Genomic DNA, 13189 nt, shown 5'->3' on the forward strand with positions numbered 1-13189 from the left:
TTTTACCAAAATTACTCAAACCAATCTTCACCTCCTGGTAATTGTGATAAATAATTATCAATCATCTTTGCTAACTCTTTAGGTTGATATTCATAAGTTAACAACAAAAGATTTTCCGTAAAATCAATTAATTCTTTTCCTTGTAATCTTTGAGAAACTTGACTTGGTTTTAACGTTCCGCCAAAAATCTCCGCACTAGCGGGACGAATTGCCATTTCTACAGCTTCTGCTAAATATTCACCCCATTCATCAGATTTAATATAATAAGATTTTTGATTATCTTTAATATTCAATTTGGCAATTTGAATCACAGAATCAGAAATTGAAGCAATCCAAGAATTAGTTAAACGCTGTTCAATTTGATTTTTAATCAGATGAATAACCAACCTCACTAAAAAAGCTTCTATTTTTCGCAAAGTTCCCTGTTTGCTCATCTCCTCCAAATCATCAAGAATTTCCAAGGCATCATCATAACGCCCTTCTAATATAGTTTGTCTTAACTCCATTAATTCTTGCGTCATAGTTATTTTATTCTACCTAGTTGCAGACATTAGTTGATCTTGTAGTTTTGATGTTCTATAATAACCCAAATTGCTAGATATCTAGCTAAGACTGGGAATGGGTAATAGGTAATCAGTCATAAAATCCCTATTTTTATCCTGTTCATCCTTTAATCCTGGATATCCTGTTCGCGAAGCGTGGCGTTAGCCATTTCTGACATTTTCCTATCTATAAATTCTAGCGTTCCCTCTACCAATTCCCCAACGTGCGTTAAAATTCTAATATCTTCATCACAAACCAGACACGCAGCAGCCATCTACCATGCTTCAGTACCCACACCTAGAAAAAGCTTTAAAACATCATTTTGGTTATGATCAATTTCGCCCTGGACAACGGCAAATTATCGAAGATGCACTAGAGAATCGTGATTTAATGGTAATTATGCCCACCGGTGGGGGTAAATCTCTGTGCTTTCAATTACCGGCACTTTTGAAACCCGGTTTAACAGTGGTAGTCTCACCCTTGATAGCTTTAATGCAAGATCAAGTAGAAGCACTGCGAACTAATAACATTTCTGCCACATTTCTGAATAGTAGTCTTAACGCCTATAAAGTTCGCTCCCGTGAAGAAGCGATCATGAATGGTAAAATAAAATTGCTTTATGTCGCCCCAGAACGCCTTGTTAGTGACCGATTTCTCCCCCTTTTAGACGTAGTTAAGGAAAAAGTGGGGATTTCCACCTTTGCCATTGATGAAGCCCATTGTGTCTCAGAATGGGGGCATGATTTCCGCCCAGAATATCGGCAATTAAGATTACTCCGAAAACGTTATCCTGATGTGCCTACAGTTGCCCTCACTGCTACCGCCACAGATAGAGTCAAGGCTGATATTATTGAACAATTAGGATTAAGACAACCAAGTATTCATATTGCTAGTTTTAACCGCCAAAATCTTTATTATGAAGTCCGGGCTAAAAGTAACCGTGCTTACGCCGAATTATTAGAAATAGTTAGAGAAAATGAAGGTTCGGGAATTATTTATTGTTTAACTCGCAAAAAAGTTGATGAAATAACTTTAAAACTCCAAAATGATAAGATTTCTGTTTTGCCTTATCATGCTGGTTTAAGTGATGAGGAAAGATCAAAAAATCAAACTCGGTTTATTCGGGATGATGTGCGAGTAATGGTAGCCACCGTTGCCTTTGGCATGGGCATTAATAAACCTGATGTGCGGTTTGTTGTGCATTCCGATTTACCCCGAAATCTAGAGAGTTACTATCAGGAATCAGGGCGAGCCGGTAGAGATGATGAACCTTCTAAATGTACATTATTTTTCAATTATGGTGATATTAAAACTATAGAATGGAGTATTAATCAAAAAACCGATCCTCAAGAACAATTAATAGCTAAACAGCAACTAAGACAGGTAATTGATTATGCGGAAGGGACAGATTGTAGACGCACAATTCAATTAAGTTATTTCGGGGAAAGATTTCCCGGAAATTGCGGAAATTGTGATAATTGTCTTTATCCTAAACCTGTCCAAGATTGGACAATTGAAGCCATGAAATTTCTATCTTGTGTGGCCAGGTGTAAAGAAAGATATGGAATGTTACATATTATTGATATATTAAGAGGCGCGAAAAATCAGAGAATTGTTGTTAATAAACATGATCAACTTTCTACCTATGGAATTGGCAAAGATAAAACAGTAGATGAATGGCGAATGTTAGGAAGATCACTTTTACATCAAGGGTTAATAGAACAAACCGCAGACGGTTATTCAATTTTAAAACTTAATGCTTTGAGTTGGGAAGTAATGCGAAAACAACGCCCAGTTTCCATTGCTGTTCCTATAGCAAAGAAAATTACTTGGGAAGAGGAAAATGTCAAAGCAGCAGATGTAGAAGTGCTAATGCAAAAATTGCGATCGCTTAGGAAAGAACTCGCAGACGAACAAGCAGTACCACCCTACGTCATCTTCCATGATTCTACCCTCAAATTAATGGCACAAAGCCAACCAAAAACCTTAGATGAATTTGGCAATCTTTCCGGGGTTGGTAGTCATAAATTATCTCAATATGGCGAAAGATTCTTAGCAGAAATTCAAAAATACCGCCAAGAACAAGGGTTACAAGAAAAGACTATTAATCGAGTTAGTTCCTCACCTCATTCTCACTCACCTTCTGATACAGAATTAACAACATTGGAATTATATAACCAGGGTTTGAGTATTGAAAACATCGCTAAACAACGCAACGTTAAAACTGCCACAATTATCAATCATCTCTCCAATTTAATTGAGAAAAAACAACCTGTAGATTTAAGTAAATTAGTCCCCTTAGAACGCCAAAAGAAAATCTGGAACGTCTTAGAAATTGTTGGTGATATTGCCCTCACACCCATTCGGGAAAATTTAGGTGAAAGCTACAGTTTTGACGAAATTCGTTTAGTTAGAGCAAAATGGCGCAGAGAAAAACAAAAAACCATTAAAGATGATATTGATTTTTAGTTTTTTGCAGATAAAGCCAGAGATAGCAGCTTTGGTAAAACCAAACAAATAGCCGCATTCAATATTGTTAAAAATAGACCATCAATTAAACTCATAAATAACTCTCCCTGTGATAACTACATCTTGATTTTGCATTCTAAACACCATTTTTGAATTTTTGAATGTCTTTGACATTGCATAAGTAAATTAAATACTTGCAACTTTTCTATTCCCTGTTATGTATAGCAATCCTGTCTGATTTGTGAAAATTGATGTTTTTACCGAGAATTACAGCGGTTTCCGCTCTTATGAGGGACAAAGTTGAATCATGAAACTCTTGTAGTGCAGGCATCTTGCCCGCTAGATATGTACCTCATAACACCAGGAAGTGCTGTATGAATAGCGCAGAGAAGAAAATAAATAAATATATTCACAAATAATTGAGGATTGCTATTATTCGCTAATATTCTCTTTAATTAGGAGAACATTGGGAACAAAAATTCGGACTAAATTTACAAGATTGACTACCAGTTAATCCGTAGGCTGTACAATATGGGAAACTGGTCATTGCCATTTTGGCGGATTTGCAACTAGGAGTAAGGGCAAATGGTTGAGATTGTTGAGGTTTACGAACCAAAACCATAGATAGCAGCTTAGGCAAAGCCAAACAAGCCCCTGCATTGATGACGGTGAGCAATAATACATCCATCAAATCTATAGGGAATCACCCCCAAATGAAATTACATGAACACAGTTTGACTAAAACTAAAATATATGGCAATGTCCTAAGACTCAACCATAGTATTTAGTTTATATAAAATCAGTTTAGCATAGATTTTTATATATGGAACGGTGATAATTCAGTAATTGTGATCAATTAATGTGTAAACTAAAGATTAAATAATTGGTTATTATTGGATTTAACATCAGTATTTAAGTAGGTGAACACAATAAAACCAAACTGTGTAAAGAAATGTAAAATCGCTGAAAACTTCTTTACTCTTGCCTCTTGCCTCTTGCCTTGCTATGACGACAATTTTCAACGCCAACCTACTTATGACAAAAACCCAATCTGCAACTTCTTTCTTAGCTAACATTTCTGAGCGGGAAAGCCTGGCTTTACAGAGTTTAGTAGATTACACAAACGTCGAGTCACTACCAGAAATTTGGACTTTAGCTGCCAGGAAATTTGGTAATATTGTTGCCCTGCATAACCCCCACTCCAAACCAGAAGTAAAAATTACCTATAGTCAGTTGTCAGGGCAAATTCAACAATTTGCCGCCGGTTTGCAAAAGTTAGGCATCAATATAAACAATAGCGACACTCTTCCCTATGGTGAACGGGTTTCCCTCATTGCTGACAACAGTCCCCGCTGGTTTATTGCCGACCAAGGTATAATGACCGCTGGAGCGGTAAATGCAGTCCGTAGCGCCCAAGCAGAACGAGAAGAATTACTCTATATTATTTCCCATAGTGGCAGTACCGCATTAGTAATTGAGGATCTCAAAACTCTAAATAAGTTAGGAGAAAGCTTAAATGAATTGCCGATTAAGCTGGTAGTTCTCCTTTCTGATGAAGCACCACCCACAGAACGTAATTTTCCAGTGGTGAACTTTTCCCAATTATTAGATATTGGTAGTAACAACACTTTAATAGCTACCAAACAAAGCAGCGAAAGTTTAGCAACTCTAATTTATACCTCCGGGACTACGGGAAAACCCAAGGGTGTAATGCTATCTCACAAAAATTTGCTGCACCAAGTTAAAAGTTTGGGGGTAGTTGTCCAACCAGAAAAAGGAGATATTGTTCTGAGTATTCTGCCCACATGGCATAGTTATGAACGCAGTGGAGAATATTTTTTACTTTCTCAAGGTTGTACCCAAATTTACACTAATTTGCGTTCTGTGAAAGGGGATTTAAAGAAATTTAAACCCAATTACATGATTGCTGTTCCTCGACTATGGGAATCAATTTATGAAGGAGTGCAAAAACAATTCCGCGAACAACCAGCTAAAAAACAAAGTTTGGTCAAATTTTTACTGGATATGAGCCAGAAATATGTTGAAGCGCGGCGTATTTCCCAGAGATTGAGCTTAAATCACATTCACACCTCACTTATTGAACGTTCCCAAGCCAAAATAGCAGAATTAGTCTTGTTACCACTCCATATACTAGGTGAAAAATTAGTTTATGCCAAAGTGCGAGAAGCCACAGGTGGAAAAATTAAGCACGTTATTAGTGGTGGTGGGGCGCTACCTGCATATATAGATAACTTCTTTGAAATTGTTGGTGTGGAAATTTTACAAGGTTATGGTTTGACAGAAACCTCACCAGTAACTAATGCTCGTCGTCCTTGGCGAAATTTACGGGGTTCTTCGGGACAACCAATTCCGGGTACGGAAGTAAAAATTGTCAATCCTGAGACTCGTCAACCTCTACCAGTTGGAGAACGGGGTTTAGTCCTGCTCAAAGGGCCACAAATCATGCAGGGCTATTATCAAAATCCCGAAGCCACAACCAAAGCCATAGACACAGAAGGTTGGTTTGATAGCGGTGATTTAGGTTGGGTAACTCCTGAAAATGACCTAGTATTAACAGGTAGAGCAAAAGACACCATTGTCTTAACCAACGGTGAAAACATCGAACCACAGCCTATAGAAGATGCTTGTTTGCGATCGCCCTATATTGACCAAATCATGTTAGTAGGACAAGATCAACGTAGCATTGGCGCTCTGATTGTTCCTAACCTAGAAGCCTTAGCAAAATGGGCAGAAACTCAAAATAATAGTGAAAAGATTGACTTAGAGAGTAAAATAGTCCAGGATTTGTTTCGTCAAGAATTAAATCGGGAAGTCCAAAACCGTCCCAGCTATCGAGCCGATGATCGTATTGGAGCATTTAAACTCATTGAGGAACAATTCTCAATTGAAAATGGACTCATGACACAAACTCTGAAAATCCGTCGTCACGTTGTCATGGAACGATATTGCGATATTATTAACAAGATGTTTGCTAAATAATTTCCTAATTTCCCCCTAAATCTTGGGCGGGGAAACCCCTACTGACTCCTCTCCACACTACAAACTATTTAAGAGTGAACGTACAAATTTTATGGATGTCTCCAACCCTCAATTGCTTTTAAAACGCCCAATTAATGTCAAAGCCATAGTTACTAGTCTCTGGAAAGAGGAAGTACAACAGCAACTCCAAGCTCAGATTAATCAAGTTGACCAACAACTACAACAACTAGACGTTGAAGGACAAAGAGCAATTAGCGCCATTCAAAAGCAAAGTGTTCAACCACCAGGACCCCAAACACTCCAACAAATTGACAATATTCAACTGCAAGTCAATCAAAAGAAAAGTGAACTCCTAGAGCAGAAAAACCAAATGCTGCAAAATCTCCAGCAAGTACAATTGTTGGAATTAGATCAAGAAGTCAACCAATTTCAAATGGAAAGCTTTTTCCGCATCGAACTGGGTGATAACTTGATTAGTAAAATGCAGGTGGAAGTCGTCCTGCGTGATGGCATTGTTGAAGAAATTCGCGGAGATATCTAAATAACTTAATCCTCGACTTCTTGGAGAAGTCGGGGATATTTCTTGAAGCAGGGGGAAGCGATCGCTTATTTGATAAATAAATGAAATAAATGACTATATTGAATCTCTAAAAGATAAATATTACTAATAATAGCTAAAAACCGAAATTTTTGACACACTACCAATTTATAATCAATTAGATAGTTTGGCTTTGTTCCTGCTAATTAATCTTATTATCAGTTTTTTGGCTATTTTTTAACAAAGTTACATCAGCCTACCGATACCGCTATAACGGTTATCTTTAATTTATAACATAATTTAGGGCGTATAATCTACGCTACTACAAAGGTTATAATTCACTGACTGTATCTCACTCAAGTGCATACCGCTATATAGCATAAACAAACATCATGAACATGAAGAACATTAGAAAAAGCATTAATTTCTTCTTTTTCTCTTTAGTCAGGAATTTTATCAAATTTTTCCGTCGGGTTAAATTAATAGGAATCTCATTTAAGAGTAGTGATCTGACTGGTCTATTACCAATCATCGGTTATGCTCTTGTGATTATGTCATTCATAGACTTTATCTATGTTCTTTCTGAGTTCCAACTCCAAAACTTTGAAAGTGAACTTAATTCTATTAGAGCATTCACTGAACACAGTTGGATTTTTTTGATTGGTTTGGGGTTTATTTTTACTCGTTATTTTAGTGAAAATCAATATGACATCCGCTTTCCAGAAATTATTTTTCAAAAAATTATTCGCTGGATAATCCTATTGATGGGAGTCGCATTTTTCCTGGCAATTCCCCTGGTTTTTGTAAATACAGGACGTTTATTAAAATCAGTAAATAATCAGATCATCGAACAGCAAAAGAGCAATATTGAACAAATAAGCCAAATCGAGAAGAGTCTAAATTCTGGGGTTAGTACAAAACAACTCAAGCTTTTTGGTAAGAATATCAACCTGAGTCCAAAGGAATTAAATTTACCAGATCCTCAGATCAAAAATGCAATTACACAAAACTTACTCATTGCCAAAAGAAGAATTTCCGAAGCGGCAGCCCAAGCTAAGCGACAGCAATATAGGAATAGATGGAAAAATAGTTATAGAACAATTATTGCTCTCTTTATTCTTGGTTTTACCTTTGTGTTTGTTTGGTTCAAAATAGGCCAGGCTTTTTAGAATGTTACAGATAATGTTAGCAATTAAACGTAAAATGGGAAGATTCAGGAAAGTTAACTTACTCAATCATACTGATCATACTTTCCTGCTCCTATTCATCTTTGGGTTGATTTCTTCAATTAACCTAACACTCTACTGGCGAGTTGAACAAGATTTCAATCAATGGTTCTTGGAACTAGCGCTATATACAAGTATCCTGGGGCATCTTTACCAGAAACGCTATGACCTCACCTTAGTTAGCCGATTTCCGACTAATTTTATTGGTTGTTGTTTGATAATCATTCCCTACCTCAATGCAAATTTTTCATTCCAAGAAATCTCTATTTTCTGGTATTTTCTGCCATTAATCAGTTCCATAGGTTTCGCTTTATTGGCATCAGGATTTCAGGGAATTAAACAATTCCGGCAATATTTAGTAATTATTGCCCTATTTCCTTTAGTTATTATCTTGGTAAAATTATTGGGAATGCTGATGCAGATTACGGTCATTTCTGCCAAATTCACCTCTTTTCTTTTATGGTACTTGGGCTTTGATTCTACTACTCAGGGCGCTCTTGTTTCTGTGAATAATGGGACAATTGATGTTTTGTCAGAATGTACAGCGATACCACTGCTGATATTGCTATTAAAAGTTTCTTTGCTGCTGGTCATTCTTTTTCCCGGGTTCCTGAAAAATATTTATTTGCCTTTTATCCTTGCAGTCGTTATTAGTCTGATTTTTTCCATTATCCGATTGGCTATTATCGCCTTCGTAGTCACAGATAAACCTGCATTTCATTATTGGCATGGTTCTCAAGGTGGTAATATCTTTGCTGTACTCTCGTTCCTATTGTTTGGGACTGTGATTCTCTTACTATCACCCAATAACCAAATTCCATCATCACTATCATCACTGTCAGAAGTCACCCCTCAGAAATCCCAGCCAGTATCCTATTCAAGTGTACTGATAGGTATCAGTTTAGTCATCATTTTATTTAATTTTTGGGTCTATCCCAGAGCGGGCTTGAGTGAAGCCGCCGTCTATCGTTTTCCACAGCAAATTCCTCTCCCTGGGTGGCAATTCACCGCTAGTGAACCTCTGTCTCTACCGCAAAAGACTACAGATATGGAAGCAGATAAGAGGAAGGATGTCTTGGCTGGACAAATTTATCATTACCAAAAAGCCGGACAGAGTTTAACTGTCAACTTCTACTACATCCCTATCAGTTTAGGTGATATCCAATCTGAATATGAGCAATTTAGTTATCTACCTGATTTACCTAAGCTAATAAAGCCTCTGGAAAAGGTCAATCCCAAAGGTTATCATTTACAATTCTCCTCTGAGCAAAACCACTATTTGACAGCCTGCATTAATTCTATGGGAAAAAGTACAGTCACAGCGTCTCAATTCATTGCCTATTTTTATCGTCCTTATTTAAATCCCTCTCAATGGTTGAATCTCTTCAACGGTAAACAGACTCTCCGTGACAAACGCTGTGTCTGGGGGCAACTCTCCTTAGCGAAATCTGATGGTAGTGATGCTGAATTGGAAGCTGTTTGGCAGACTTTATTGTCTTATTGGCAGGGTAATTTCCCTAAGTTGAAAAACTAGACAAAAAGATTTACTCCCATAAAAACGCCAAAATAGAGTATTAGGGGGTTGACAAACGATTTTGGATTTGTTATCGTAAAACCGATAAGGAAGAACTATCTTCTTACAAAAATCTATTCAACTCCCCAGAACCGCTGACAATGAAGTAGGCGGTTGTGTTTTGTGCAAAAAAAACAGATAGTTTTCATCAATCTGATTTTTCCAAAAAATCACCCACTTGATCACAAAACTGTTAAAATTCGTAGATTGAAGTCCATATATAATTGATTCTGAAACCACCATATCATGAGCATTAACGAAGTATTTATGCCGGCGCTGAGTTCCACCATGACCGAAGGCAAAATTGTCTCCTGGGTCAAGTCGCCGGGAGATAAAGTAGAGAAAGGCGAAACGGTGGTGGTTGTCGAATCAGATAAAGCTGATATGGATGTAGAAACCTTCTATGAAGGATATCTCGCCCATATTATTGTTCCTGCCGGTGAAACCGCACCAGTCGGCGCAGCGATCGCTTACATTGCCGAAACAGAAGCAGAAATAGCCACAGCCAAGTCCCTAGCCAACGCAGATAACGCTGCTGCCCCCTCGACACCTGCTCCCACACCAGTTGCAGTTGCCGCAGTTGCCGCCCCTGTCACCGCATCTCAAAATGGTTCTAACCATCAACCGGGCAGAGTCGTAGTTTCACCCCGCGCCCGTAAACTAGCCAAAGAACTCAAAATAGATTTAAATACCCTCACAGGTAGCGGTCCCTACGGTCGCATTGTCGCTGAGGATGTAGAAGTTGCAGTTGGTAAAGTTCAGCCAATTGCTACCCCTGTTGTCACTGCCGCCCCAGTACCAGTACCAGTACCAGTAGCCGCCCCAGCACCTGTGCCTGTAGCAGCACCAGCACCTGTGCCTGTAGTTAGTAGTGCTGTTCCCGGTCAAATAGTACCATTCACTACCTTACAAAATGCCGTAGTTCGGGGTATGGTAGCCAGTCTATCCGTACCTGTATTCCGTGTTAGTTACACAATTAGCACCGATGGACTCGATAAACTTTACAAACAAATTAAGTCTAAAGGCGTAACAATGACCGCGCTACTAGCCAAAGCTGTAGCCGTGACATTGCAAAAACACCCCATCCTCAATGCCAGCTACTCAGACGAAGGAATTGTCAATCATCCTAATATTAACGTTTCCGTCGCCGTAGCCATGGATGATGGTGGTTTAATAACACCCGTTTTGCAAAATGCAGATACAGTTGACATCTACTCTTTATCTCGCAACTGGAAATCCTTAGTAGAACGCGCTAGAGCGAAACAGCTACAACCAGCAGAATACAACAGCGGTACTTTCACCCTCTCCAACTTGGGAATGTTTGGTGTAGATACCTTTGATGCCATTTTACCACCTGGACAAGGTTCTATCTTAGCCATTGGTGCATCACGTCCTCAGGTAGTAGCCACAGTCGACGGCTTATTTGGTGTACGTCAACAAATGCAAGTAACTGTTACCTGTGATCATCGCATCATTTATGGTGCTGATGCCGCCGGATTCTTGCAAGACTTAGCAAAATTGATTGAAACCAATCCTCAGTTTTTGACAATGTAAGAGATTAATACCCAGATTCCCGACTTCTTAGAGAAGTTGGGGATCTATAAAAAATATAAACATATACAAATTACAGATTCTAAGAACTAACATTAAAACAAACAATTAATTAAAAACTGGTGTGTTATGACCATTAAAAAACAATTCAACAGCTTTGAAGAAATGCTATCTGGTTCAGATGTACCCGTATTGGTAGACTTTTATGCTGACTGGTGTGGTCCTTGTCAAATGATGGTGCCAATTTTAGAACAAGTCAACAGTCAATTGAAAGACCGTTTGCGGATTGTCAAGATTGATACAGAAAAGTATACAGAATTAGCCAGCCGATACGGCATTGAGGCTTTACCAACCTTGGTACTATTTAAACAAGGACAGCCTGTAGATAGAATTGAAGGTGTTATGCAAGCACCACAATTAGTACAACATCTGCAAGCAAAGCTTTAACCTTTAAAATAGTTACTGTCTTCAATTAGAGATGCCAAATCCCGCGTCTCTATGACAGCGGTTTTCCGTGTATTTCTTCCTTTGCCCCTTTGTATCTACCCCTGCGGGATCTCTAAGAGAGATTGTGCGAAACAAAATCATGAAATTGATTCTGGAAAATCCACGCTATCTTGAATAAAGAATATCCAAGGAGTGCATCTTTATAATGAAAGGCAAACAAGTTTTACTTACAGGTGGCACAGGGGGACTCGGTTTAGGTGTCACACCCGCAGTTATCGCCCAAGGTGCAGATGTAACTATTCCTTATCGTAATCCTCAAGATGTAGAACGGCTCAAAGGAATTATTTCGCCGGCGGATTTTGCGAGAATTCATTTTATTCCTGCTAATTTGGAAGATGAAGCCTCAGTAGAGAAACTGGTCAGCCGCATGACAAAAGTGGATGTGTTAATTCATTTAGTTGGTGGTTTTTCTATGGGAAAAACTCACAAATACAGCTTTGATGATTGGAAACAGCAAATAGACTTAAACTTAAATACAACTTTTTTAACTTGTAAATATAGCCTTGAAAGTATGCTGGAAAATGGTTATGGGCGTATTGTGACTGTAGGTTCTCGCGCTGGTGCTGAACCTGCGGCAAATTTAGCGGCTTATTCTGCGGCAAAAGCTGGGGTAATAGCCTTAACAAAAGCGATCGCTCATGAAACCAAAAATACTAATATTACAGCTAATACCATTCTCCCCAGTATCATTGATACTCCCAGCAATAGAGCCGCTATGGGTGCAGAAAACGCTGATAAATGGGTAAAACCCGAATCTATCGCCCAAGTTATCTGCTTCTTAGCCTCAGAAGCAGCTATTGATATTCGTGGCGCAGTCATTCCCGTTTATGGTAGTTTGTGAAATAAACCACGACTGAGAAAGAGAACGATTATGAGAGTGGTATCTGTTTGTTACTCAGCAGGTATCACTTATAATTATTATTTAAAGCGATCGCAATTGACTTTTTCCGAGAATTTGCGGTAATCTTTCATTAAGACTAAAACTGTGGAAGTTCAGTTGGATAATCGAAATTTTAAAAGCTAAAATACAGGTATTACTTAACTACAACTTAGTATGAAATTCAATGTTACGATTGATCGAGATGAAGATGGTGTCTGGATGATTGAATGTCCTAGTATTCCTGGTTGCATTAGTCAGGGAGCGACAAAAGAAGAGGCTTTAGAGAATATTCAAGATGCAATTTCTGCTTGCTTACAAGTGAGGGCAGAAATGGGGTTGCCATTGACTATTGAAACTAAACAAGTAGAAGTCTTAGTATAGTTATGGCATCAAAACTACCTGTTCTGAGTGGATAAGAAGTAAGTAGGTTGACGTTGAAAATTGTCGTTATAGCAAGGCAAGAGGCAAGAGGCAAGAGGCAATAGTAAAGAAGTTTTCAGCGATTTTACGTTTCTTTACACAGTTTGGTTTTATTGTGTTCACCTACTTAGTTCGTACCTTTGAAAAGCTGGGCTGGCGATTTGCACGCCAAAGTGCAAGTCATATAACCCACATTCCGCACCCTTGACTGTCACAAACGGTGATTACGGAGGTAAATTGATGAAAAATGAGTAAAAGAATACATTTATCTATAAAAAAACAAATTTTAGATAGGAAAATTGATTCAGATACATTCTCAATAAGAAGCAATAAAGAATGAGGGTGGTTTCTGGCAGAAAATATAATATAATTTTATTGTTAGTCTATCAAGACTTAATCATAACTTATATCCTTCTAGAAATAAACTTAAAAACAGCATTAAAACTTAAACTCATTAATAAAATCAATGAGTCAAATTGTAT

12 protein-coding genes are annotated in these 13189 nt (G+C 38.2%); 9 read left to right on the plus strand and 3 right to left on the minus strand.

Going from position 1 to position 13189, the window contains the following annotated elements:
• Window positions 1–11 precede the first annotated feature (11 nt).
• Together AN486_RS18385 and AN486_RS18390 are read right to left on the minus strand one after the other, a co-directional pair.
• Window positions 12–521 (minus strand): DUF29 family protein, encoded by a 510-nt coding sequence (locus AN486_RS18385; protein ID WP_290601949.1) that lies wholly within the window; start codon window positions 519–521, stop codon window positions 12–14.
• 149 nt (window positions 522–670) lie between these two features.
• The gene (locus tag AN486_RS18390) at window positions 671–817 is read right to left on the minus strand and encodes a hypothetical protein (protein WP_290601950.1); all 147 of its coding nucleotides are present in this window, start codon (window positions 815–817) and stop codon (window positions 671–673) included.
• A 5-nt stretch (window positions 818–822) separates the two neighbouring features.
• Between AN486_RS18390 and recQ the strand changes: the two genes are divergently transcribed.
• Complete coding sequence (gene recQ / locus AN486_RS18395; protein ID WP_053537813.1) at window positions 823–3012, plus strand: DNA helicase RecQ; 2190 nt, start codon at window positions 823–825, stop codon at window positions 3010–3012.
• Between the two features lie 451 nt (window positions 3013–3463).
• On the opposite strand, the gene AN486_RS18400 is transcribed toward recQ, so the two are convergent.
• Window positions 3464–3700, minus strand: coding sequence for a hypothetical protein (locus AN486_RS18400; RefSeq protein ID WP_015083356.1), 237 nt, complete (start codon window positions 3698–3700; stop codon window positions 3464–3466).
• Window positions 3701–4047: 347 nt separating this feature from the next.
• Here AN486_RS18400 and AN486_RS18405 point away from each other — a divergent pair, with 347 nt between their 5' ends.
• The 8 genes from AN486_RS18405 (at window position 4048) to AN486_RS18440 (ending at window position 12668) form a co-directional block, all read left to right on the plus strand.
• On the plus strand, window positions 4048–6012 hold the full coding sequence (locus AN486_RS18405) for a long-chain fatty acid--CoA ligase (RefSeq protein WP_053537812.1): 1965 nt from the start codon (window positions 4048–4050) through the stop codon (window positions 6010–6012).
• A 91-nt stretch (window positions 6013–6103) separates the two neighbouring features.
• Window positions 6104–6553, plus strand: a complete 450-nt coding sequence (locus AN486_RS18410) for a YlqD family protein (RefSeq protein ID WP_053537811.1) — start codon at window positions 6104–6106, stop codon at window positions 6551–6553.
• A gap of 389 nt (window positions 6554–6942) precedes the next feature.
• A complete protein-coding gene (locus AN486_RS18415; protein ID WP_199924364.1) occupies window positions 6943–7719 on the plus strand; it encodes an HpsJ family protein in 777 nt (258 codons plus the stop codon).
• 1 nt (window position 7720) lies between these two features.
• Window positions 7721–9310 carry a cyanoexosortase A system-associated protein gene (locus AN486_RS18420; RefSeq protein WP_081424114.1) on the plus strand — a complete coding sequence of 530 codons (1590 nt, stop codon included), beginning with the start codon at window positions 7721–7723 and terminating at the stop codon, window positions 9308–9310.
• Between the two features lie 285 nt (window positions 9311–9595).
• On the plus strand, window positions 9596–10903 hold the full coding sequence (locus AN486_RS18425) for a dihydrolipoamide acetyltransferase family protein (protein WP_290601953.1): 1308 nt from the start codon (window positions 9596–9598) through the stop codon (window positions 10901–10903).
• 126 nt (window positions 10904–11029) lie between these two features.
• The gene (trxA, locus tag AN486_RS18430; protein ID WP_053537807.1) at window positions 11030–11347 is read left to right on the plus strand and encodes a thioredoxin; all 318 of its coding nucleotides are present in this window, start codon (window positions 11030–11032) and stop codon (window positions 11345–11347) included.
• A gap of 205 nt (window positions 11348–11552) precedes the next feature.
• Window positions 11553–12248, plus strand: coding sequence for a 3-oxoacyl-ACP reductase FabG (gene fabG, locus AN486_RS18435; RefSeq protein WP_053537806.1), 696 nt, complete (start codon window positions 11553–11555; stop codon window positions 12246–12248).
• Between the two features lie 213 nt (window positions 12249–12461).
• A complete protein-coding gene (locus AN486_RS18440; protein ID WP_053537805.1) occupies window positions 12462–12668 on the plus strand; it encodes a type II toxin-antitoxin system HicB family antitoxin in 207 nt (68 codons plus the stop codon).
• Window positions 12669–13189: the final 521 nt, after the last annotated feature.

It is taken from the genome of Anabaena sp. AL93, assembly GCF_001672085.1.
In the GTDB taxonomy this organism is placed as follows: domain Bacteria; phylum Cyanobacteriota; class Cyanobacteriia; order Cyanobacteriales; family Nostocaceae; genus Dolichospermum; species Dolichospermum heterosporum.